General features: G+C 72.7%; 17 protein-coding genes. 7 read left to right on the forward strand and 10 right to left on the reverse strand.

What is annotated here, in order from left to right:
- Positions 1-75 precede the first annotated feature (75 nt).
- Both ACH4N1_RS11750 and ACH4N1_RS11755 read right to left on the reverse strand, forming a co-directional pair.
- On the reverse strand, positions 76-1,611 hold the full coding sequence (locus ACH4N1_RS11750; RefSeq protein ID WP_398096440.1) for a cellulase family glycosylhydrolase: 1,536 nt from the start codon (positions 1,609-1,611) through the stop codon (positions 76-78).
- A 148-nt stretch (positions 1,612-1,759) separates the two neighbouring features.
- Positions 1,760-2,734: a WD40 repeat domain-containing protein gene (locus ACH4N1_RS11755; protein WP_398096441.1), complete on the reverse strand. Its 975-nt coding sequence runs from the start codon at positions 2,732-2,734 to the stop codon at positions 1,760-1,762.
- Between the two features lie 157 nt (positions 2,735-2,891).
- Here ACH4N1_RS11755 and ACH4N1_RS11760 point away from each other — a divergent pair, with 157 nt between their 5' ends.
- From ACH4N1_RS11760 to ACH4N1_RS11770, 3 genes are all read left to right on the forward strand, one after another.
- On the forward strand, positions 2,892-3,608 hold the full coding sequence (locus ACH4N1_RS11760) for an SGNH/GDSL hydrolase family protein (RefSeq protein WP_398096442.1): 717 nt from the start codon (positions 2,892-2,894) through the stop codon (positions 3,606-3,608).
- 71 nt (positions 3,609-3,679) lie between these two features.
- On the forward strand, positions 3,680-4,267 hold the full coding sequence (locus ACH4N1_RS11765) for a Uma2 family endonuclease (protein ID WP_398096443.1): 588 nt from the start codon (positions 3,680-3,682) through the stop codon (positions 4,265-4,267).
- A gap of 47 nt (positions 4,268-4,314) precedes the next feature.
- On the forward strand, positions 4,315-5,307 hold the full coding sequence (locus ACH4N1_RS11770) for an aldo/keto reductase (protein WP_398096445.1): 993 nt from the start codon (positions 4,315-4,317) through the stop codon (positions 5,305-5,307).
- A gap of 399 nt (positions 5,308-5,706) precedes the next feature.
- On the opposite strand, the gene thpR is transcribed toward ACH4N1_RS11770, so the two are convergent.
- The 3 genes from thpR to ACH4N1_RS11785 all read right to left on the reverse strand — a co-directional run bounded on the left by thpR (position 5,707) and on the right by ACH4N1_RS11785 (position 8,285).
- Positions 5,707-6,279, reverse strand: a complete 573-nt coding sequence (thpR, locus tag ACH4N1_RS11775; RefSeq protein ID WP_398096446.1) for an RNA 2',3'-cyclic phosphodiesterase — start codon at positions 6,277-6,279, stop codon at positions 5,707-5,709.
- Positions 6,280-6,458: 179 nt separating this feature from the next.
- The gene (locus ACH4N1_RS11780; protein WP_398096447.1) at positions 6,459-7,823 is read right to left on the reverse strand and encodes an MFS transporter; all 1,365 of its coding nucleotides are present in this window, start codon (positions 7,821-7,823) and stop codon (positions 6,459-6,461) included.
- A gap of 24 nt (positions 7,824-7,847) precedes the next feature.
- The gene (locus ACH4N1_RS11785) at positions 7,848-8,285 is read right to left on the reverse strand and encodes a MarR family winged helix-turn-helix transcriptional regulator (RefSeq protein WP_398096449.1); all 438 of its coding nucleotides are present in this window, start codon (positions 8,283-8,285) and stop codon (positions 7,848-7,850) included.
- 164 nt (positions 8,286-8,449) lie between these two features.
- Here ACH4N1_RS11785 and ACH4N1_RS11790 point away from each other — a divergent pair, with 164 nt between their 5' ends.
- Positions 8,450-8,632, forward strand: coding sequence for a ribbon-helix-helix protein, CopG family (locus tag ACH4N1_RS11790; RefSeq protein ID WP_398096450.1), 183 nt, complete (start codon positions 8,450-8,452; stop codon positions 8,630-8,632).
- A 123-nt stretch (positions 8,633-8,755) separates the two neighbouring features.
- On the opposite strand, the gene ACH4N1_RS11795 is transcribed toward ACH4N1_RS11790, so the two are convergent.
- Positions 8,756-10,207 (reverse strand): NCS2 family permease, encoded by a 1,452-nt coding sequence (locus tag ACH4N1_RS11795; protein ID WP_398096452.1) that lies wholly within the window; start codon positions 10,205-10,207, stop codon positions 8,756-8,758.
- Positions 10,208-10,357: 150 nt separating this feature from the next.
- On the opposite strand from ACH4N1_RS11795, the gene ACH4N1_RS11800 reads away from it, so the two are divergent.
- Both ACH4N1_RS11800 and ACH4N1_RS11805 read left to right on the forward strand, forming a co-directional pair.
- Positions 10,358-10,612 carry a DUF2530 domain-containing protein gene (locus tag ACH4N1_RS11800; RefSeq protein WP_398096454.1) on the forward strand — a complete coding sequence of 85 codons (255 nt, stop codon included), beginning with the start codon at positions 10,358-10,360 and terminating at the stop codon, positions 10,610-10,612.
- A gap of 195 nt (positions 10,613-10,807) precedes the next feature.
- Positions 10,808-13,177, forward strand: a complete 2,370-nt coding sequence (locus ACH4N1_RS11805; RefSeq protein ID WP_398096455.1) for an HAD-IC family P-type ATPase — start codon at positions 10,808-10,810, stop codon at positions 13,175-13,177.
- 209 nt (positions 13,178-13,386) lie between these two features.
- Here ACH4N1_RS11805 and ACH4N1_RS11810 read toward each other — a convergent pair whose 3' ends face one another.
- The 4 genes from ACH4N1_RS11810 to ACH4N1_RS11825 all read right to left on the reverse strand — a co-directional run bounded on the left by ACH4N1_RS11810 (position 13,387) and on the right by ACH4N1_RS11825 (position 19,779).
- Positions 13,387-14,196, reverse strand: coding sequence for a hypothetical protein (locus ACH4N1_RS11810; RefSeq protein ID WP_398096457.1), 810 nt, complete (start codon positions 14,194-14,196; stop codon positions 13,387-13,389).
- A gap of 98 nt (positions 14,197-14,294) precedes the next feature.
- Complete coding sequence (locus ACH4N1_RS11815; RefSeq protein ID WP_398096459.1) at positions 14,295-15,164, reverse strand: hypothetical protein; 870 nt, start codon at positions 15,162-15,164, stop codon at positions 14,295-14,297.
- A gap of 275 nt (positions 15,165-15,439) precedes the next feature.
- Positions 15,440-18,565: a sacsin N-terminal ATP-binding-like domain-containing protein gene (locus ACH4N1_RS11820; RefSeq protein ID WP_398096461.1), complete on the reverse strand. Its 3,126-nt coding sequence runs from the start codon at positions 18,563-18,565 to the stop codon at positions 15,440-15,442.
- Positions 18,566-18,852: 287 nt separating this feature from the next.
- Positions 18,853-19,779 (reverse strand): DUF3027 domain-containing protein, encoded by a 927-nt coding sequence (locus ACH4N1_RS11825; RefSeq protein WP_398096462.1) that lies wholly within the window; start codon positions 19,777-19,779, stop codon positions 18,853-18,855.
- Between the two features lie 390 nt (positions 19,780-20,169).
- On the opposite strand from ACH4N1_RS11825, the gene ACH4N1_RS11830 reads away from it, so the two are divergent.
- Positions 20,170-21,603, forward strand: coding sequence for an MFS transporter (locus tag ACH4N1_RS11830; protein ID WP_398096464.1), 1,434 nt, complete (start codon positions 20,170-20,172; stop codon positions 21,601-21,603).
- Positions 21,604-21,700 lie beyond the last annotated feature (97 nt).

Raw genomic sequence — 21,700 nt, forward strand, 5'->3', positions numbered from 1 at the left:
GGAAGAACCCCCAGGGGTGCCCGGCCCCCACCGGACACCCCTGCCTACGGCGCACCGCCCACGCCGCCGTACAGCTCAGCCCGCCGTGCAGCTCACGCTCGGCACGCTCCCGCCCCCCGGCGCCGCGCCGAAGCCGAAGCTCGCCGAACCGCCCGCCGCGAGCGCCCCGTTGTGGGCGGCGTTCGTCGCGGTGACCGTCGAGCCGGCCTGGGTGTACGACGCGTTCCACATGCTGGTGACCTTCTGGGAGCCGGACCAGGTCCAGGTCACCTTCCACGAACTGATGGCCTTGGTACCGGTGTTGGTGACCTTCACGTCGGCGTTGAAGCCGCCGCCCCAGTCGCTGCTGACCGTGTACGCGGCGGTGCAGGCCGCCGTACCGCCGCCCGGGTCACCGGGGTTGCCCGGGTCGCCGGGGTCTCCGCTCCCGGTCCCCGGCGCGAAGCCCGGTGCCTTGACGCTCGTCAGGTAGCCGTCCTTGACCGTGTCCACGGTCTGCCAGTCGTCCTTCAGGATGCCGCCCGTGTCACCGGAGTTGGGGTTCCAGGACCAGAACGTCCAGTGGAAGGAGTCGGCGCCGTACGTCGACGTGGGCCGCAGGTAGTCCACCAGTGCCGCGAGCCACTTCTGGTCGACCGTCGACTGGAGGGTCGTGCCGAACTCGCCCACCCACACGGGGGCGATGTTCTGCTTGAAGATGTAGCCCCAGTACTTGTCCCAGACGCCGGGCATGTTCGCGGGGAACGACGGGTCGCTGAACCAGCTCTGCTGGGCCACGCTGGTCGCGTAGTCGTGGGCGGAGTAGACGACCCGGTTCGGGACGTCGAGCTGGACCGGGTACCGGGCGACCCCCATCAGGTTGCCGCCCCACCAGCCGGAGACCCCCTCGAAGGTCTGCACGCCCTCCACGAAGATCAGCAGGTTCGGGTTGACGGAGAGGACGGCGTTCCCGGCGCGCTGGGCCGCCAGCCGCCAGTCCCTCGTCGTGTCGCCGCAGCCCCAGCAGGCGGGGTCGTGCGGCTCGTTGTGCAGGTCGATGCCGACGACGGCGGGGTTGCCGGCGTAACGCCCGGCCACCGCCTTGAGGTTGGCGATCCACGTCGACTCCGGGACCGCCGCGGTGTACCAGAGCGCCGACTGGCCGGCCCCGTCCGGACGGTGCCGGTCCAGGATGACCTTGACGCCGGTCTGGCCGGCGTACCCGACGATCTTGTCCAGCACCTGGAGGGAGGTGAGTCCCTGCAGGTCGGCGTTCTTCCCGGCGGAGAAGTCGATGCTGTTGGGCATGGCGCCGGGTTTGAGGATGTCGTCGCTGAACGGGATCCGGAGGGTGTTGTACCCCGTCGTCCTGATCTGGTCGATCATGCTCTTGTAGTCGCGGGCCCACAGGCCGTGGACGACGTTGTTGGAGGTCTCGAAGCCGAACCAGTTGATGCCGGCGACGCGGACCGGCTGTCCGGACGCGTCCAGGATCTGGCGGCCGCTGGTGTGCCAGTACCCGGCTCCGCCGGCGTCCGCGGCCTGCGCCTGCGGGGCCGCGGCCAGGGGGATCAGTGGCAGCAGGAGTGCGGCGGCGGCCGTGCACAGTGCTCTGCGCAGGGTGCGGAACATGTCGCTGCTTCCTTTCGGGGTGCGGCCCGGAAAGAGTGGGAGCGCTCCCACAACCGCGCCTCCATGGAAGAGGGGATCACATGGACACGTCAAGATGGTCGACGTCAGCTGGTGCACTCCGGCTCCGCCCGCGGCGGGGACGGGCCCCTCAGCGTCTGCGCCGCAGCCGGCCGAGACCGAACAGGGCCAGGCACAGGACCGCCACCGCGACCGCGCCCACCTTCACGCTCCCGCTCGTCCCGGAGTCCCCGCCCTCATCGGACGAGGCCGAAGTCCCGCCTCCCGAAGGCGACCTGGACGACCCGTCCCCGGGCGCGTCCTCCGCCTGGACCTCGCTGCCGGCGCCCTCGGTGCCGTACATCAGCTTCGAGCCGTCGGCGGAGAAGGTGACGGACTCGCCCTGCCGCTGCAACGGCACGTCGAGGCGGCCCAGCCGCTTGGGGACGCCGGCGTTCCAGTCGTAGTCGATGCCGCCGAAGTAGCCGCGCACGGCGAGCCGTTCGCCGTCCGGGGAGAGGGCGGCGTCGGTGGCCCACAGGTCGATGGGGGCGACGGGGCGGAAGACGTTCCTCCCCGAGGCGGAGAGACGCGCCGGACCCTCGTACAGGTGGCCGCCGTCCTCCTTCTTGTCGATGATGTAGACGCGCCCCGTCTTGGGGTGGACGAGCAGCGACTCGGCGTCCCGGGCGCCGTCGGAGTACGTCACGACGTACTGCGTGGCGCGCACGGTCGCGTCCTTGAGTTCCTTCGGCTCGGGCAGCTCGTAGATCCACACGTACGGCCAGGTGCCGCCGAGGTTGTCGCCGATGTCCCCGACGAGGATCCGGTTGCCCGGGCCGATGGAGATCGCCTCGACGTCGCGCGGGGTGCCGATGCCGGTGAGGGTGAGGCGGGCGACCGTCCTGCCCGTGGAGCCGTCGACGGCGTAGAGGTAGGGGCCGTCGTCGCTGTCGTTGTGCGTCCAGTAGACGCCGGGGTGCTGCCGGGAGGCGGCCAGACCGCTGGACTCGGTGATCCTGGAGTCCTCGATCGTGAAGCTCTTGTCGCCGTCGGCGGCGGAGGCGGGCGCGGCGAGCGCACCCACGAGCAGGGCCCCGGCGAGGAGGGCGAACGGTCGGCGCATGCCCCCAAGCCTGCCATCCCGCCCACGCGTTGCGGACTCCCGGGCGGACCCTCGTCCCGCGCGTCACGGACGCGCGGCCCGGCTCACATCCCACGCGCCACGGACTCGTGGTCCGGCTCACATCCCACGCGCCACTCCCATCCCTCATGATGAGCGGATGCTCAGGATCATGCCCGTCGGCGACTCGATGACGATCGGCAGCGCGGGCGAGCACACCTGGCGTCACCGCCTGTGGCGGCACCTGTGCGCGACGTACGGGGGGCCGGTCACGCTCGTCGGCCCCCGCGAGACGCTGTACGACAAGGCGGCGGACGCCCCCACGTCGCTGGCGTACGCCGATCCCGGCTTCCCCCGCCGCCACCTGGCCGGCTGGGGCGAGGGCTGGCTGCACATGGCCCCGCTCGTCGGCGACGCGGTCCGCGACTGCCGGGCGGACGTCCTGCTGGTCTCCCTCGGCCTGATCGACCTCGGCTTCTACACCAACGCCGAGCAGACCGCGCAGAACGTCCGCGCCTTCGTGGAGCAGGCGCGGGCGGCGAACCCGAAGGTCGGCATGGTCCTCCTGCCGGTGATCCCCAACATCCGGGCCGCGCAGGACGAGCCGTTCGCCGCACAGGTCTCCCGCTTCAACGAACTCCTCGCGAAGACGGCCGCCGACCTGGACGAGCCGTCCTCCCCCCTCCTCCTGGCCCCGGTCCCGGAGACCTGGGACATCGCCACCGACACCTACGACGGCACCCACCCGAACGCGAACGGCGAACACCGGCTGGCGTCGGCCTTCGCGAAGGCCCTGCACCAGGGGTGGGGGCTGGGCGGGCCGTACGGGGGCCGCACCGCACCGGGGGCGCGCGACGATGCCGTGCGCGCCGTGTGACCAGGTCACCGTGCGTATCGTTGTACCGCGCGGCTGCGTCTGAGCTGGGGCAGCCGGGGAGGAGCGGCACGATGACCGTCGTAGACGACAGGATCGCCATGGCCGACGCGAACACCAGGCGCTTGGACGAGTTGTTCGAGCTGCTGGAGCAGATGCCCGTCCCCGAAGGATTCAGGGTCGAGATCGTCGGGGGCAACGTCTTCATGACACCGCAGCGGGACACCCATTGGGGCATCATCCGCCGGATCGTACGGGCCGTCGAGGACCGGTTCGGGGTGGATGCCAAGGTCTTCTCGGACGTCCGTATCGACTTCCCAGGCCACGAGAACGGTTTCTGTCCGGACGTGGCCAAGCTTCGGGACTCCGCCGAGAAGGACGACGAAGGCCACTGGCGTCATGAGGACGTCGAGTTCATCGCCGAGGTCATCTCCCAGGGCACGGCCGTCAACGACTACGGCCCGAAGAAGACCGCCTACGCGGTCGCGGAGGTGCCCGTCTATCTCATCGTGGATCCCTATCAGGGCCGTTGCTACGTCTACACCGATCCCAAGGAAGGTCACTACGTCGTGTGCACGAGGGTCGACTTCGGCGGACCTGTCGACCTGACGGCGACCGTCGTCGACCTCACCCTCAAGACCGACGCCTTCCCCCGCGACTGACCGCCTCCCCTTGCCTGGAGCCCACTCCAAGCCGTTGGCTTGAGTCCATGAAGTACACGCAGCTCGGACGCACCGGACTCAAGGTCAGCCGACTGGTCCTCGGGACCATGAACTTCGGACCGCAGACAGACGAAGCCGACAGTCACACGATCATGGACGCGGCGCTGGACGCGGGCATCAACTTCTTCGACACCGCAAATGTCTATGGGTGGGGCGAGAACAAGGGCCGTACGGAATCCATCATCGGGAACTGGTTCGCCAAGGGCGGCGAGCGGCGCGACAAGGTCGTGCTCGCCACCAAGGTGTACGGCAACATGGGCACCGACGGCGACGCCTGGCCCAACCACGACAAGCTCTCCGCGCTGAACATCCGGCGGGCCGTGGACGCGTCGCTGAAGCGGCTCCGGACCGACCACATCGACGTCTACCAGTTCCACCACGTCGACCGGGACACTCCCTTCGAGGAGATCTGGCAGGCGATCGACGTGCTCGTGCAGCAGGGCAAGATCCTCTACGTCGGCTCCTCCAACTTCCCCGGCTACAAGATCGCCCAGGCCAACGAGATCGCCGCCCGGCGCGGCGGCACCATCGGCCTGGTCAGCGAGCAGTGCCTCTACAACCTGGCCGAGCGGCGCGCCGAGATGGAGGTCGTTCCGGCGGCGCGGGAGTACGGCCTCGGGGTGATCCCCTGGTCGCCGCTGCACGGCGGCCTGCTGGGCGGGGTCATCAAGAAGCAGGCGGAGGGCGGGCGCCGGGCGAGCGGCCGGGCGGCCGACACGCTCAAGGACACCAAGGCGCGCGAGCAGATCCAGGCGTACGAGGACCTGCTGGAGAAGCACGGCCTGGAGCCCGGCGAGGTCGCGCTGGCCTGGCTGCTCACCCGGCCCGGCGTGACCGGGCCGATCGTCGGCCCGCGTACGGCGGAGCAGCTCGCGTCCGCCGTGCGCGCGGTCGAGCTGGAGCTGAGCGAGGAACTGCTGGCGGGTCTCGACGAGGTGTTCCCCGGTCCGGGCCCGTCACCGGAGGCCTTCGCCTGGTAGGCGAGCGGCGACGGCGCGCCTGCCCGGAGGTCCGCTCCGGGCGGGCAGGGGGCCCGGCCGCCCGCAGGCCCGCGTCCGGCGAGCCGAGGGCGACTGCCCGACTGCCCGGCTGCCCAGCGGCCCGGCTGCCCGACTGCCCGGCTGCCCAGCGGCCCGGCTGCCCGGCTGCCCGGCTGCCCGGCTGCCCGGCTGCCCGAGGATCGGTCACGGGCGAGCTGACGGCAGCCGGACCGGCGTCCGGGGAGGGCGCCCCGTCAGGCCCCTGTCAGGCCCGCGGCAGCGGTGCGCGGCGGCGGGCGGTCACTTTCCGAGGGCTGCCGCCACCGCCACCACGACGAACATCAGCACGAGCGCAACGGCCATGATCCGGTTCCGGGTCTTCGGGTCCACCCTGGGAGCCTAACCGGCCGCGCCGAGCGCCCAGCGGCCGACCGGCTCATAGTGCGGCTGCTCCCCGGGCACTCCGGACCTCGGCAGGTCGCTGCGCACGAGCGTCAGCTCCCGCACGGTCCACTCGCGGCCGGCGAAGGCGTGCAGCAGGTCGACGTACGGGCGGGTGTCGACGGCGTCACGGCTGCGGGCCAGGGTGAGGTGGGCCTTGTAGCGGCGGTGCTCGCCGAGGTCCAGACCGGCCTTGCGGCCCGCCGCCTCCGCCCGGCCCGCCAGCAGCCGCAGCGCCGCCGTGCCGCCCTCGGCCCCGGCCCACAGCGCCCGCCCGTGGCCGAACTGCCCGCCGCCGCGCAGGGCCAGGACGAAGGGCCCGGTGTGCCGCGCGGCCCGCTCCAGCCGCGCCGACAGGTCGGGTACGGCCTCCTCGGCGACCTCGCCGTAGAAGGCGAGGGTGAGGTGCCAGCCGGGGCGGCCGGTCCAGCGCAGCCGGTCGGCGCCGGGCAGCCGCTTCAGCGCGGCGACCTCGGCGGCGAGCTCGTCGGCCACGTCCCGCGGGGGCAGCACGGCGGCGAAGAGTCTCATGGGGCCAGTGTGCCTTCCGCCACCGGACCCGGAGGAGTCATCGCCACCCCCGGACCAGTGACCGCCGCCCCGGACCAGTGACCGCCGCCCCGGACCGGTGACCGCCGCCCCGGACCGGTGACCGCCGCCCCGGACGGGTCACCACCGGCCCTGACGGGTCACCACCGGCCCTGACCGCGTCACACCGCGGCCGCCAGTTCCTTCCGCCGCTCCCGCGGCACGAACCGCACGACCGGGTGGCCGCGGCGCCAGCCGACGGAGAGCCGCAGGCCGCCGACGCGGGCCAGGACCAGGCCGACGACCGCCGCCGCGAGCGCGGAGACCGCGCCGCCCGCCGCGAGGCCCGCCCGGACGCCGTACGCGTCGGTGATCCAGCCGGCGATCGGCGCGCCGACCGGGGAGCCGCCGAGGAAGACCATCATGTAGAGGGCCATGACGCGGCCGCGCATGGCCGGGTCGGTGCCCATCTGGATGGTGGTGTTCGCGGTGACGTTGACCGTCATGCCGAACATGCCGATCGGCGCCATGAGCAGCGCGAACAGCCACAGGGACGGGGCGGCGGCGGCGACCAGTTCCATCACGCCGAACGCCGCGGCCGCCGCGATCAGCACCCGCATGCGGGAGGTCCCGCGGCGGGCGGCGAGCAGCGCGCCGGCGAGCGAGCCGACGGCCATCAGCGTGTTGAAGAGGCTGTAGGAGCCGGCGCCCGCGTGGAAGACGTCGTCGGCGAAGGCGGAGAGGTAGACGGGGAAGTTGAAGCCGAAGGTGCCGATGAAGCCGACCAGGACGATCGGCCAGATCAGGTCCGGGCGGCCGGCGACGTAGTGCAGACCCTCCCGCAGCTGGCCCTTGCCGCGCGGGGCGCGCCGGACGGCGTGCAGTTCGCGGCCCCGCATCAGCAGCAGTCCGGCGACGGGCGCGACGAAGGACAGGCCGTTGGCGAGGAACGCCCAGCCGGTGCCCACCCCGGTGATCATCAGGCCGGCGACGGCCGGGCCGACGAGGCGGGCGGACTGGAAGTTCGCGGAGTTGAGGCTGACCGCGTTCTGGAGCTGGTCGGGGCCGACCATCTCGGAGACGAAGGACTGGCGGGCCGGGTTGTCCAGGACGGTCGCGAGTCCGACGGCGAAGGCGGCGACGTAGACGTGCCAGACCTCGACGTGCCCGGAGAGGGTGAGCAGCGCGAGCGCGATCCCGGTGACGGCCATGGCCAGCTGGGTGAAGAGGAGGGTGCGGCGCTTGGGCCAGCGGTCGACGAGGACGCCGCCGTAGAGGCCGAACAGGAGCATCGGCAGGAACTGCAGGGCCGTGGTGACGCCGACGGCGGTGGCGGAGCCGGTGAGGCTCAGCACCAGCCAGTCCTGGGCGATGCGCTGCATCCAGGTGCCGATGTTGGAGACGACCTGGCCGGCGAAGAACAGGCGGTAGTTCCTGACCCTCAGGGAGCTGAACATCGAGGACCTGCGGGTGCCCCCGGACGGGCCGGGGGGAGAGTCGTGGGTGGTCGGTGCGGGGGCGGAGTGTGCTCCGGGTCCCGTACTCAACAGGGTCGCCTCCTCACGAAGTGCCTACAGGTGTGCGAGCTTCTCCAGGACGGGGGCGGCGGCGCGCAGCTTCGCCCACTCGTCCTCGTCGAGACCGTCGACCAGGGCGGCCAGGAAGGCGTTCCGCTTGGCGCGGCTCTCCGCGAGCATGGCCTCGGCCTGCTCGGTCTTCGTGACGACCTTCTGGCGGCGGTCCTCGGGATGAGGCTCCAGCCGGACCAGGCCCTTGGCCTCCAGGAGCGCCACGATGCGGGTCATCGACGGCGGCTGCACGTGTTCCTTGCGGGCCAGCTCACCGGGGGTGGCACTGCTGCACAGGGAGAGGGTGCCCAGCACCGACATCTCGGTGGGGCTCAGTGACTCGTCGACGCGCTGGTGCTTGAGCCGACGGGACAGCCGCATCACGGCGGATCGCAGGGAGTTCACGGCGGCAGCGTCGTCGCCATGTTCGAGGTCCGGCATGTATTTAGAGTAACTCATTACTCTGGCTAAGGAACACCGTGGGGCGCACCGCTTCCCGTGACGCGCGCCACTGCATCACCACATCACCTCAATGTCACTCAAACGGGTGATGTGGACGCGGAACGGCACCCATCGTCCCGGATCGTGCCGCGACCCTCATAGCCATGGGGACCGATGTGCTCAGCCTGCGAATGGACCACGAGCTGCTCGAACGGCTCCGGCGCCATGCCGCCAGAAGAGGAATGAGCGTCCAGGACTACGTCGTCCGGACGCTCATGCGCGACGACTTCGACGAGCGGTTCCAGACCGCGGTCGAGGAGACGGAGAAGTTCTACGGCCTCACCTGAGCCGCGGGAAGCGGTCCGGGTGAGGCCGTACGGCGCGGGCCGGGCGCGCGACCCGGCGAGACACGCGCCCCAGGCCGGGCACGCGCCCCAGGCCGGGCACGCGGCTCAGGTCAGGCACGCGGCTCAGGTCAGGCCCAGGGCCGGCATCAGGTAGTAGAAGGCGAACACGGCGGAGACCACGTACATCGGGACCGGCACCTCACGGCCGCGGCCGGCCGCCAGGCGCAGCACCGCGAAGGTGATGAAGCCCATGCCGATGCCGTTGGTGATCGAGTAGGTGAACGGCATCATCACCATCGTGACGAAGGCCGGGATCGCGATCGTGTGGTCCGCCCAGTCGATCTCCTTGACCGAACCGGCCAGGATCAGGAAGCCCACCGCGAGCAGGGCCGGGGTGGCCGCCTGGGAGGGGACCATCGTGGCGACCGGGGTCAGGAACAGGGCGACGGTGAAGAGACCGCCGGTGACGAGGTTCGCGAAGCCGGTGCGGGCGCCCTCGCCGACGCCGGCCGTGGACTCCACGAAGGCGGTGGTGGCGGAGGAGGAGCTGGCGCCGCCGGCGGCGACGGCGAGACCGTCGACGAAGAGGACCTTGTTGATGCCGGGCATCTGGCCCTGCGCGTCGGTCAGCTTGGCCTCGTCGCTGACGCCCATGATCGTGCCCATCGCGTCGAAGAAGCACGACAGCAGCACGGTGAAGACGAAGAGGATGCCGGTCAGCACGCCGACCTTGCCGAAGCCGCCGAAGAGGCTGACCTCGCCGATGAGCCCGAAGTCGGGGGTGGCGACGGGGTTGCCGGGCCACTCCGGGGTGGTCAGGCCCCAGGACGGCACGGTGGCGACCGCGTTGATGATCAGCGCCAGCGCGGTCATCGCGACGATCGAGATGAGGATCGCGCCCGGCACCTTGCGGACGATCAGCGCGAGCGTCAGCAGCGCGCCGAGGATGAAGACGAGAACCGGCCATCCGTTGAGGTGGCCGTCGCCGCCGAGCTGGAGCGGGACGGTGGTCTGGGCGACGTCCGGGATGCGGGTGACGAAGCCGGAGTCGACGAGACCGATCAGCATGATGAACAGGCCGATACCGATGCTGATGGCCTTGCGCAGACCGAACGGCACGGCGTTCATGACGCGCTCGCGCAGACCGGTCGCCACCAGCAGCATGACCACGAGACCGGCGAGGACGACCATGCCCATCGCGTCCGGCCAGGCCATCCGGGGGGCGAGCTGGAGCGCGACGACGGAGTTGACGCCGAGGCCGGCGGCCAGCGCGATGGGCACGTTGCCGATGACGCCCATCAGCAGCGTCGTGAACGCGGCCGTGACGCAGGTGGCGGTGACGAGCTGGCCGTTGTCGAGCTGGTGCCCGTACATGTCCTTCGCGCTGCCGAGGATGATCGGGTTCAGCACGATGATGTAGGCCATCGCGAAGAAGGTGGCGAAACCGCCCCGGATCTCCCGGGGCAGCGTGCTGCCCCGCTCGGAGATGCGGAAGAAGCGGTCGAGCGCGCCATGGGCGGGCGCGCCGCCCGGCTCGCCGGGCGCGGGGACCTTGGCGGGGGCCGAGGTGGACATGTGGAACCTCATCACCGGCGGACATCCCCCATGCCGCTTTGGTGCTTCCTACGAATGAAAATGGTCAGAGGCAAACGGATTCAGTATGAACACATAAATCGGCGAACACCATCTCCGCGCGTAGACCTGATCGCCTCGTAGGCTGTCCCCATGGCGAAGTGGACCCCCAAGCACGAGGCGCCGGAGCCCCTGGAGGGCCCCGTGGTCGCCACCATCACCGGCGGCACGATCCTCTGGTTCGCCCTCTTCCTCGTCCAGCTGCCCTTCTACGGCTGGTTCGACGACCACGGCCACCTCTGGTGGCTGTGGACCTGCCTCGCGGGCGGCGGTCTGGGATTCATCGGCATCTGGTACGTCCGCAGGCGGGACGCGGCGCTCAAGCGGGGCGCCGCCGAACAGCGGTAGCCGCGGAGCCGGGGTGTACCCCGGAGCGGAAGTCGGAGCGTCCTCGGAGCCGGGAGTCGGAGTGTTCCCCTGAGCCGGAAGTCGGGGAACCCGTGGCCGGCACGTGATACCCCCGCACGACGGCCGTCCTCCCCAGGTCGGATCTTCCGCCACTCCGGCGGGTGAACCCCTCCGTCCGCACGTACCGTCGATCCCATGACCCACACCGACGCCGCCACCGCCCGGGCCGCCGCGGCGACCGGGCTCACCGCCGCCGAGGTCTCCGAGCGCGTGGCGCGCGGCCAGGTCAACGACGTGCCCGTCCGCAGCAGCCGCTCGGTCGGCGAGATCGTCCGGGCCAACGTCTTCACCCGGTTCAACGCGATCATCGGCGTCCTGTGGATCGTCATGCTGTTCGTCGCGCCGGTGCAGGACAGCCTCTTCGGGTACGTCATCCTCGCCAACACCGGCATCGGCATCGTCCAGGAGTGGCGGGCGAAGAAGACCCTGGACTCCCTCGCCGTCATCGGCGAGGCCCGCCCCACCGTCCGGCGCGACGGGGCCGCCGTCGCCGTCGGCACCTCCTCCCTCGTCCTGGACGACATCGTCGAGATCGGACCCGGCGACAAGGTCGTGGTGGACGGGGTGTGCGTCGAGGCCGACGGTCTGGAGATCGACGAGTCGCTGCTCACCGGTGAGGCCGACCCCGTCGTCAAACACCCCGGCGACCAGGTGATGTCCGGCAGCTTCGTGGTGGCGGGCGGCGGCGCCTTCCGGGCCACCAGGGTCGGGCGCGAGGCGTACGCCGCCCAGCTCGCCGAGGAGGCGTCCCGCTTCACCCTCGTCCACTCCGAGCTGCGCACCGGCATCTCCACGATCCTCAAGTACGTGACGTGGATGATGGTCCCGGCCGCGATCGGCCTGGTGATCACCCAGCTCTTCGTCAAGAACAACGACCTCAAGGGGTCGATCGCGAGGACCGTCGGCGGGATCGTGCCGATGGTCCCGGAGGGCCTCGTCCTGCTGACCTCCGTCGCCTTCGCCATCGGCGTCGTCCGGCTCGGCCGCAAGCAGTGCCTCGTCCAGGAACTGCCGGCCATCGAGGGCCTCGCCCGCGTCGACACCGTCTGCCTGGACAAGACCGGCACCCTCACCGAGGGCGGCATGGACGTCGCCGAGGTCCGCACCCTCGACGGCGACGACGACGGCCACGTCCGCAAGGTGCTCGGCGCGCTCGGCGCGGCCGACCCGCGCCCCAACGCCTCCCTCCAGGCGATCATCGACGCCTGCCCGGACACCGGGGACTGGCGCCGCACCGCCTCCCTGCCCTTCTCCTCCGCCCGCAAGTACAGCGGCGCCGCCTTCACCGAGGGCGACGGCGCGAACAGCACGTGGCTGCTCGGCGCTCCCGACGTCCTCCTCGCCGACGGTGACCCCGCCCTCGCCGAGACGGAACGGCTCAACGAGCAGGGCCTGCGCGTACTGCTCCTCGCCCGCACCCCGCACGGTCTCGACGACCCCGAGGCCGCCCGCGGCGCCCGCGCCACCGCCCTGGTCGTCCTGGAGCAGCGGCTGCGCCCCGACGCGGCCGACACCCTGCGCTACTTCGCCGAACAGGACGTCCGCGCCAAGGTCATCTCCGGCGACAACGCGGTGTCCGTGGGCGCCGTGGCCGCCAAGCTGGGTCTGGACGGCCGTGCGGTGGACGCGCGCCGGCTGCCCGCCGAGCGGGAGCCGATGGCCGCCGCGCTCGACGAGGGCACGGTGTTCGGACGGGTCACCCCGCAGCAGAAACGGGACATGGTCGGCGCCCTCCAGGCGGGCGGGCACACGGTCGCGATGACCGGGGACGGCGTCAACGACGTCCTCGCGCTGAAGGACGCGGACATCGGCGTGGCGATGGGTTCCGGCTCGGAGGCCACCCGGGCGGTGGCCCAGATCGTGCTGCTGGACAACAGCTTCGCCACGCTCCCGTCGGTGGTGGCGGAGGGCCGGCGGGTCATCGGCAACATCACGCGGGTGGCCACGCTGTTCCTGGTGAAGACCGTGTACTCGGTGCTGCTGGCGCTGCTGGTGGTGTGCTGGCAGGTGGAGTACCCGTTCCTGCCCCGCCACCTCACCCTGCTGTCGACGCTGACGATCGGCGTCCCGGCGTTCTTCCTCGCCCTCGCCCCCAACAAGGAGCGCGCGCGGCCCCACTTCGTACGGCGGGTGATGCGGTACTCGCTCCCGGGCGGGGTGCTGGCCGCAGTGGCGACCTTCGTGACGTACCTGGTGGCCCGGCACCACTACACCGGGGCGGGCTCGCTGGAGGCCGAGACGAGCGCGGCGACGCTGACCCTGTTCCTGATCTCGATGTGGGTGCTGGCGATCATCGCCCGGCCCTACACCTGGTGGCGGGTCCTGCTGGTGGTGTCCATGGGCGCGGCCTTCGTGCTCGTGCTGGCGGTGCCGTGGCTCCAGGACTTCTTCGCGCTGAAACTGGTCGGCATGGCCATGCCGTGGACGGCGGTGGGCGTCGCCGCGGTCGCGGGGGCCGTCCTGGAACTCCTGTGGAGGTGGATCGACCGCCACGTGCCGGCTTAGGGCTCAGGTCCTGCCCGGCGGATCATGCCGCAGACGCGGTCCCGACGCCGCCGCGGATCATGCCGCAGACGCGGTCCCGACGCCGCCGCGGATCATGCCGCAGACGCGGTCCCGACGCCGCCGCGGGTCCGACGCTGCCGCGTCCTCGCGGACGGGAAGGGCCCGTACTCCGCTGGTTGCGGAGCCGGGCCCTCTGTCGGTCGGTCGGGTCAGCGCACGTCGACGAAGTCAGCCGTGGCGGTGGCCGCCGGGGTGGTCGAGGTGCCCGCGAAGGTGTAGCGGAAGTAGCCGTCCGCGGTCGCCTTGACGGTCGTCTTCAGGACGCCGGTCGTGCTCGTCTTGATGGTCTTGACCGTGGTGTAGGTGGTGCTGCCCTTCTTGCGGAACTGCAGCTTCACCGGCTGGGTGGAGTACCCGGCGTAGGTGTTGTTGTCCCAGTTGGCGCGGGACAGCTTGCCCGTGACGGTGAGGGTCTTGCCCTTCTTCACCGGCTCGGGGGTGGCGTCGGCGGTCAGCTTCGAGGCGCGCAGCAGCTTGGCGGTGCCGAGGTCGCCCCGCCAGGTGAGCCCGCCGCTCTCGTTGGCCGCGAGGGCGCCCAGCTTCCAGCTGCCCGCCTGGCTGTTGACCAGGTCGATGTCCTCGCCGGAGGTGGCCTTCGGGCGGAACTGGATCTTGGCCGTGCACTTCAGGACCGTCGAGGAGACCGTCGTGCAGGTGCCGGCGTCGTCGCCGCCGATGAGGTCGTCGGAGGTCAGGCCGAGCGTGGCGCCGCGGTAGAGGACCGGCACCGTCCCGAGGGCGTTCGGGTTCAGGCTCGCGGGCTTCGTCACGGTGTAGGTCGCGGTGACCGTGACCTGGGCCGTGGGGCCGACGACGACGGGCTTGCCGCCGTTGACCTTGAGGTTGGAGAAGGTGACCGCCGGACCGGCCGGCGCGGCCTGCGCGGCCGGCACGGCGAGGGCGGACAGGGCGACGGCGCCGATGACGGCGGCGACGGTGGTGGTGGCGCGTACGCGCATGCAGGTTCCTCGGAGAAGCTGGAATGGGGTGTGCGAGGGGACGGCACGGTCCCCGCCGGGTGCGGGGGCGGGCCGTCCCCTCGGTGGTGTCGGTCGCTTCAGCGCACGTCGACGAAGTCGCCCGCGGCGCTGACGGCCGGGGTGGTCGAGGTGCCCGCGAAGCTGTAGCGGAAGTAGCCGTCCGCGGTCGCCTTGACGGTCGTCTTCAGGGCGCCCGTCGTGGTGGTGTTGATGGTCTTGACGGTGGTGTAGGTGCTGCTGCCCCTCTTGCGGAACTGCAGCTTCACCGGCTGGGTGGAGTAACCGTGGTACAGGTTGTCCTCCCAGTTCGCGCGGGACAGCTTGCCGGTGACCGTGATGGTCCTGCCCTTGACGACGGGCTCCGGGGAGGCGTTGACGGTCAGCTTCGAGTTGCGCTGCACCAGCGTGGAGCCGAGACCGCCCTGGTCGGCGTAGTCGTCGGTGCTGTAGTTGAGGGCGAGCCCGCCGCCCTTCCAGCTGCCGGCGTCGGAGTTCAGCAGCTCGGCGTCGGCCGGGTAGACGTCGATGTTGCCCTTGCAGGTGGCGGTGGTCGCCGAGGTGTCGGTGCAGGTGGCCGCGTAGTTGCCGAACAGCATGTTGTCCGGGTCGGCGAACGCGCCCTTGTAGATGTACGGGCCGGTGGCGAAGTCCTCGGCGTGGATGTCCACCTCGGCGCCGTGCGTCAGCTTGTAGGTGACCGTGGTGGCGACGTGGCCGGTGGTGCCGACCTTGACCGCGGCGGCGATCTTGAAGTTGGAGAAGGACACGTTCAGGTCGCCTTCGACGGCGGTGGTGAACGCGGACTTTCCGGAGGTGCCGTGGGCGGTGGCGAAGGCCTCGGCAGCCCTCTCGCGGTAGGAGGGGCCGTCGGCCTGCGCGGCCGGAACGGCGAGGGCGGACAGGGCCAGGGCACCGGAAACGGCGGCCACGGTGGCGCGGATGCGCATGCATTCCCCCGGGAGGAGAGAGGGTCCTGGCCGGCGGTGTTCCTCACGGATCGTCATCGCGCAGGACCCAGGTGATCACGGAGCCTGTTGGCTCACATGATCAGATGCACGACGGATGTGAAGGGTTGTACGAAAGCGATGGAGATTTTCGTACGGAATTCCGGCCGCCCGGACGCCGGGACCTGGACGCGCGGACGTCGGAACCCGGACGCGCGGACGGGCCCGCCCGGGGTGCCCCGGTGGATCCGGGGCACCCCGCCCGTGCGGGCGGTCGCTCAGTCGAACCAGCGGTCCCGCGCCAACTCGCCCGTCCTGGACGGGTCTTCCAGCAAGGCCGCCACCTCGAAGCGGCGGGGCCACTGGCCGGCCGCCCAGGCCAGGCCGGCGGCGACGCCCTCCAGGGTGGCGGCGTGCAGCACGCCGTCGCCGGTCAGGCGCCAGTCGATCTCCACGCCGTCCACCACGAGTTCCTCGTGTTCGACGTAGGTGGCGGGGGTGCGCGGGCCGAGGAGGGTGCGTACCGGGTCCGGGACGTCGTGCTCGGTGCCCTCGGAGTGGATCTCGCCCGTCACGGACTCGCTGAGGCGCCGGACCTGGAACAGCTCGGCCAGCTCCGCCGCCCGCGCGGGCCGTACGGGGAGCAGCGGGACGCCCGCCGTGAAGGGCAGCAGGTCGGGGGAGTCGACGACGACCGCGTCGGCCGCGTCGACGACCTCGACCCGGCCGTCGACGACCGCCCTCAGCTCGTCGGGCAGGGTCACCTGTTCCGGATCCAGCTCGGCCAACGCGCTGTAGAGACCGTGCAGTTGGGCGGAGCCCACCGGGCGGTCCGGGTCCGCGAGGCGGTCGAGCAGTTCGGCCGCGCCGCCCGGCTCGTCGAGGAGGGCGGCCACGGACGTCCGTACGCCCAGGGCCCGCAGCACCTGCTCGTCGTCGAAGCCGGTCGCGTCGGCCTGGTCGTACAGGCCGTGCAGGAGGGGGTCGCCGCCGGCCGCGAGCAGGCCCGCCGGGCGGCGGCCGTCGAGGACGGGGTGGCCGCGCAACCACCAGGCGGTGTAGGGGCGTACGACCTCGTGCGTGCCGTCCGGGAGGAGGATCCGGACCGGCTGGGTGAGGGCGTCGCGCAGGGGCGGACGGGCGAGCAGGGCGAGGGCCTGCGGCCAGTGGTCGTCGTCGACGAGGTCGAGGTCGCGGACGGCGACCAGCTCGGTGGCGACCGGCGGCACGGGCGTGTCGGGGAAGCGGTCGAGGATGTCCTCGCACCAGACGTCCACGGCGTCCAGCAGTCCCGCGTCGTCGGGTTCGGCGAAGTCGCCCTCGCGGGGCTCCAGTTCGTCCGGGTCGAGGACGACGTCCGTGGCCCGCACGAGCGCGAAGTCCGCGAGGACGCCGCAGGCGGCGAGCGGCTGCTCCCCCCACCTCTCGGCCAGCTCCGGGTCGACGGAGGCGAGTTCGTCCTCACGGACGACCTGCGCGAACGGGCTGCCGGGCAGGACGAGTTCGCCGGCCGGGGCGAGCTCGCCCTCCTCGTCGGGCAGCGCGAGGGCGCCCAGCCAGGGCTCCTCGCCGGGTTCCAGGCCCGCGTCGCGCACCAGCGCGAGGACCGTGTCGGCCAGTTCCTCCGCGTCCGGCGTGTCCTGGTCGTCCCAGGCCCCGCGGTCGTCGTCCAGGGACGCGGCCACGGCGGCCCGCACCTGCGGGGTGGTCAGGACCGCGCGCGGGGTCGCGGGCAGCGCCCCCAGCTTCTCCAGCAGCGGATGCGCGGCGTCCGGGTGCGCGACCTTGAGGCCGAGCCGGGCGAGGACCTCGGTGTCGAGCCGGGCCGCGTCCGGGGTGGGCAGCAGCACCTGGCGGGGGCCGATCGTCGTGCGTCCGTCGGCGAGGGGCACCGGCAGCCCGGAGAGGCGGTCGGGGTCGACCCCGGCGAGGCTCTCGTAGAGCCGGTGCCACCACTGCGGGTCCTTCTCCAGCCCGGCCAGCCGGTCGACCGCGTCGGCGAGCGGGACCCGCGCCACTCCGAGCGTGCGCAGCTCCACCCGGCGCTCCAGCCCGGCCGGCAGCAGCGTCGGCAGCACTTCGGCGAGCACCCGTACGGTGTCGGCGCCCGCGCCCTCGACGACCTCCGCGTCCCGGGGCCGCAGCGCCTCGGGCAGCTCGTCGTCGCCCTCCACCGGCTCGGCGGCGGGCGGCAGGAACGCCGTACGCGGCAGCCGCTCCAGGATCGCCTGCCGCAGGGCGCCGTCCAGCCCGCCCTTGCCCAGCGGGCCCGGCACGAGGTCGATGAGCCCGGCGGTCACCGGGCGCCAGCCGGCCAGCAGTCCGGCGTACGCGTCCGCCGCCCGCTGCACGAGGTGGTCGGTGAGCGGGCCGGGCGCCGCGTGCCGCCGGGTGGTGTCGAGGGGGAAGGAGGCGATCAGCAGCGCGGGCACACCGAGCGGCTCGTCGCTGGGGGTGGGCGCGTGCACGACGGGGCTGGTGCGGGGCCGGGCCGGGGACCCGTCCGCGTCGACCGGTACGGCCCAGGTCACCGACCAGTGGGGCCGCAGCCGCTCCTCCACCGGCCGGTCGGCGAGCAGGTCGGGCGTGAGGGGCCCGTGCGCGGCGGCGATCCGCCACCGGGTCGTGCCCTCCCGCGTGTCCGACACGACCGTGAGGGCGCCGTCGGTGTCCCGGCGCAGGGTGCGGGGGGCAGCGTCGCCGACCTCGATCACGACCTCCTCCAGACCCGGCAGGGCGAGGACGAGGGCGGCGTCGACGGCGGTGAGCAGCCGTTCCGCGAGATCGGCGGCGGCGGTGTCGCGCAGCGGCAGGATGACGGCCGTGTCGTAGGGGTCGGGGGCGGTGCCCTCGGCGGCGAAGGGCAGCCGCAGCAGCGGCACATGGCCCTCGCGGCGGCGGATCTCGTCGCCCAGGCCGGGACTGTGGCGGGCGGTCTCGGAGGCCAGCACGCGGGCCTCCGCCAGGGACCAGCGGACCCCGCCGTGCCGGCCGACCACGGCCGGCTCGTCGGTGACGGCGAGAACGGCGGCGAAGCCGACGCCGAAGCGGCCGACCGCCGACCGGTGGGCCTCGCGTTTCGCGGAGGCGCGCAGGGTGGAGAGCGACTCGACGCCGGCCGCGTCCAGCGGGGCGCCGGTGTTCGCGGCGACCAGGACGCCCTCGCGGAGGGTGAGGCGCAGCCGGCCGGGCACGCCGGCGCGGGCGGCCGCGTCGGCGGCGTTCTGCGCCAGCTCGACGACGAGGCGGTCCCGGTAGCCGCCGAGGACCAGATCCTCCTCGGCGTTCGCGTCCTCCCGGAAACGGGCGGGACTTGTGGCCCAGGCGTCCAGCACTCCGCGCCGCAGTCGGGCCGTTCCGAACGGATCGGCCCCCTCGGCCGCGGGCCGCACGAACTTGCTCACGTCGGTTCACTCTCCTCATCGCCGTGAGCTCGAAGGTACCGCGCTGCGGCTCCGCCGGTTCCGCATCGTGAAGGCCGGCCCCCTCCGGTCCCGCCCAGGGGCCTCCGCCCCCTGGCCCCCCGGACCTGTGCCCGCCCACCACCCGACTCGGTGAGCCGAAAGGCGAAGGCCGGGTGTCCCGGCCCGTCCGGCGATCCGAGGACGGGCCGTGCGGACCGGAAGCGGGGGCCGGGACGGCAGCCCCCGGGACCGGGCCGGGAAGGGGCGGCGGGGTGGAGCGGGGTGGCTTAGGAGTGGCCCAGCTCCGCCGACTCCTCGTCCGTCACCGCCGGTACCGACCCGGAGTCCGGGGACGGCCGCAGCGGGAAGGGGTCCACCCGGTTCTCGTCGATCACCGGCAGGGCCGGGCGGGGCGGCTTCGGCATGACCGCCGCCTCCGAGTGCCCGCCGCAGCCGTACGCCAGCGACACCACGCGCCCGTCGGCCGGGGAGAACTCGTTGGCGCAGACCCCGAAGGCCTGCCCGAGGGAGCCTCCGATCGGCGTGAGGAAGCCGCAGCTGACGCAGGAGGCCGGCGCCGCCTGCGCCATCGGGGTCTTGGCCCCGAACGCCTCCTCCCAGCGGTCGGCGGCGGTGTGCAGGCCGTAGCGCGACAGCACGCGCGCCCGGCGCATCCCCAGCTCCTCCGCCACCGCGGGAATGGAGCCGCGGGACGGGACGGCCGGCAGCAGCGCGGGCGGCGCCGCCGTCACCTCGGCGTCCTCGGCCTCCGCCAGCTCCGCCATCTCCTCCGAGACGGGCGAGCCGGCCAGCGGGGCGTCCTCGCCGGTGTAGCCGGGTTCCAGACGCAGGTCGTCCGCGTCCGTGGGGAGGAGGTCGCCGGGGCCCATGTCGCCGGGGCGCAGGCGTTCGCTCCACGGGACCCACTCGGGGGCCAGCACCGCGTCCGGACCGGGCAGCAGCACCACCTCGTCCAGGGTCACGATCTTCGCCCGCGAGGCCCGCGCGACGGTCACCGCCCAGCGCCAGCCCCGGTAGCCGAGCTCCCTGCACTCGAAGAAGTGCGTCACCACCCGGTCGCCCTCGGAGAGGACGCCTACGTGCTCCCCGACCACGCCGGGCGCGGCGGCCTCCTCTGCCGCCGCGCGGGCGAGGTCGACGGCCTCGGCGCACAGGCGGTCGGGGGTGCGGCTTCGCGTGGTCGCTGCGCTCACAGGTATCGCTTCTCTCCTACGCCGTCACTCGGGTGCGGTTGCCACCGGCGGCGGAGCGGACGGAGCGGACCAGTGGGCCGCGTCGACGTCCGCGTCCGATCGCGCTCGGGCGCACCTGTGCCATCCATTGTGGGGGATGGCTGAGATACGCACGCTACCTGTTCGCGGCCGCTCATCCCACACCGACGGTGCTTCTACGGCACTCCGCGCCGAGTTTCCGCGCACTCGTCCCCCCGCCGGCCCCGCCCCGGACCCCCGGCGCCGGTCCGGACCCGGCCCCTGCGCACGCCGTGCAGGGCCCGTCCGCGGAACGGGCCGTGAACCGGAAAGTGCGCGCCCATACGTGCGGCAACCGCGCTACATCCCGGTTTCTCGGGGCACTATGGCGGAGTGGCAGCCGCAAGGACACCCCAGGGCGCCACCGGGACCGGTGGGGCGAAGGGCTACAAGGGGAGGAACCGGGTGAGCGGTTCGGGCCGGGTGAACGGGTCCGTCCGCGCGATCGGCCGTGCCCTGCACCTGCCGTTCACCGGAACCGCCCGTGGCATCCGCAAGGCCACGCACGCGCACGGCGCGGGCGAGTCCGGGCTCGGCAAACTGATCGAACTGCACGCCGTGAACGGCGCGGGCGACGTGATGATCACCATCGCGCTCGCCTCGACCGTGTTCTTCTCGGTCCCCACCGACGAGGCCCGCGGCCGGGTGGCGCTCTACCTGGCCATCACGATGGCCCCGTTCACGCTCCTCGCCCCGGTGATCGGCCCCCTCCTCGACAGGCTGCCGCACGGCCGCCGCGCGGCGATGGCGGGCGCGATGGCCGCGCGGGCGCTCCTCGCCCTGGTGCTGTCCGGCGCCGTCGTCAGCGGCAGCCTCCAGCTGTATCCGGCGGCCCTCGGCGTGCTGGTGGCGTCGAAGGCGTACGGCGTGGTCAGGAGCGCCGTCGTGCCGCGCCTGCTGCCACCGCGCTTCTCGCTGGTCAAGGCCAACTCCCGGGTCACCCTGGGCGGCCTCCTGGCCACCGGTGTGGCCGCGCCGGTGGGCGGGGGCCTGCAGCTCCTCGGCCCGCGCTACCCGCTCTACGGCGCCTTCGTGATCTTCGTCGTGGGCACGTTCCTGTCCTTCTCGCTGCCCCCGAAGGTGGACTCGGCCAAGGGGGAGGACCGGGCGCTGCTCGCGGCCGACGAGGAGCACCTGCACGGTCCGCACATCCGTCCGGTCAAGCGCCCCGGCCTGCGGACGGTCGGCAGCGCGGTCACCCACGCCCTGGGTGCCAACGCGTCCCTGCGCTGGCTGTCCGGGTTCCTGACGTTCTTCCTGGCGTTCCTGCTGCGCGAGCACCCGCTGAGCGGGCAGAGCGCGGCGGTGTCGCTGGGCATCGTGGCCGTCTCGGCGGGCGTCGGCAACGCGCTGGGCACCTCCGTGGGCGCGGCCCTGCGCTCACGCGCCCCGGAACTGATCATCGTGACCGTGGTCGCGGTCGTGCTGGGCGCGGCGGTCACGGCGGCGGTCTTCTTCGGGGCGTTCCTGGTGGCCTGCCTGACGGCCGTCGCCGGCTTCTCGCAGGCGCTGTCCAAGCTGTCCCTGGACGCGCTGATCCAGCGGGACGTGCCCGAACTGGTGCGCACCTCGGCGTTCGCCCGTTCGGAGACGTTGTTGCAGATGTCGTGGGTGTTCGGGGGCGCGGTCGGCATCGTGATGCCGCTGAACGGCACCCTGGGGCTGTCCGTGGCCGCCCTGGTCATCGCCGCCGGCTGGGCGACCACCGCACGGAGCCTGATCGGCTCGGCCCGGCGCAAGGGGCCGTCCCGGACGAAGATCGCCTGACCTCGCCCCACCGCCCGCCCCGCCCGGCGCCCCGCCGCCCGCCCGGCGCCCCGCCCGCCCGGCACGGCGCCCCGCTCCGGCCGGAAGCCGCCCGGCC

Origin of the sequence: Streptomyces sp. NPDC017202 (assembly GCF_044331705.1) — a bacterium.
In the GTDB taxonomy this organism is placed as follows: domain Bacteria; phylum Actinomycetota; class Actinomycetes; order Streptomycetales; family Streptomycetaceae; genus Streptomyces.